We start from the raw sequence: 1,446 nt of genomic DNA on the forward strand, positions 1-1,446 counted from the left end.
CCATAATCTGGCGTTCGGGGTGGGTCAATATTAGATGCAAATCCCGGGTCAGTTTTAAGTGCAAATCAACACAAAGATTCCACCAATTCATGTTGCTGAGTAGAACAATCTTGGTACTCATCAACATAGACCCCACCGTATGAACATCTGACTACATGCTGCACGAATGGCCTATTTAGCATAGTCGCGCAGGCCGAATAGAGTCTATTCCAATCCTTTCCTGTTGGATGATCCTTGTTCCACTTCGACGTCTTCGGAAAGTAAAGACAAATCCGCAACGCCCAACTCGCAATGGTATCGATCTGGTATTGCGACGGTGGAATTTGCAGTAACTGCATCTTTCTCTTGATCGAATTCACCCCTGCGTATGTGTGCGTCAGGACCAGTTGGCGCTGAGCGCTCGCCTTCACTGCCTGAGCTATCAGGTGCGTCTTTCCATACCCGGCAGGTGCGATTACGTAACCCCTACCTTTGAAATCTGCTAATGTCTTTGACAGATCACAATCCATGTTCAACCCATGTACGGAACTTGCCAAGCTGTATCGCAAATTCTTTCTGTTGGAACTCGGCATTTTCAAATGCTGGGAAAATAACTTCAGCCCATCGTTCTCCGCTTGAAATGTTCTTGAACCACGAGGATGACTTAGCAGCATCGCCGATCGCTTTACGCAGGTCGACGGTATCCTGCCAATTATCGATATCCTCATCCAATGGGATCTTTAGCTTCGACTTGACGTTATCATGAACCGGCGATCCGAGCTCTTGAGCTAGTTTTGCGCTTGCCAGCACGTGGACCCAAGGTAAATCCGCCATTGCTCTTTGCTCTATCGACAGTTCATCCGTCCACATAACAACTGCAATACCTTTGCTTCTTAGATCGGCAACGTCTTTCTCAGAGAATTGCTTTTGCTCATCGCCATCCGCAACCACCATGACATCGTAATGTAATGCGTTGAACCCAGTTGCAAGACCTCTTACCTTGCTTGCACCATGCGCATCTAACGGAGTTACCCCTAGGTAAGAGAATGGAAGACGCCCATTGGCCGACCAAAGACTATCCATACCGCGCAAGAATCCCACTTCGGTTGCCCCTTCGCAGACGATGACTTTTCGGGATAAGAATGCCTCCGCGCTGGAACGAATATGTCCTTGTATGTTTAATTCGCCCAGCTCGTTTCCCGCAGCTGGCACTACGCGGACACAGCCATTCTCCTTGTGTAGGACGTATAACTGTTCAACTGTTAGTTCGCGCAAAACAGTGGGAGAATGTGTTGTTAGGAAGTACTGTCCAGCTTGATCGTCCCGAATATACTTGACCAACCGTGCGATCCTGTGTGGCTCCAACCCATACTCAACTTCATCGAACAATGTGATATGTTGGTCATCTAACAGGCTGTTGAAAAACCCTGCTTCAGGGCAAGGTATTTGAGATAATGCCGGCGGCAA

Annotated in this window: 1 protein-coding gene; it reads right to left on the bottom strand. The window is 48.2% G+C overall.

Annotation, left to right across the window (positions count from 1 at the left end):
• Positions 1-498: 498 nt before the first annotated feature.
• Positions 499-1,446 (bottom strand): ATP-dependent nuclease (locus tag ACYVGS_RS17755; protein ID WP_460590031.1); only part of this gene is annotated, 948 nt, incomplete at its 5' end.

Source organism: Haliea atlantica, assembly GCF_054779855.1.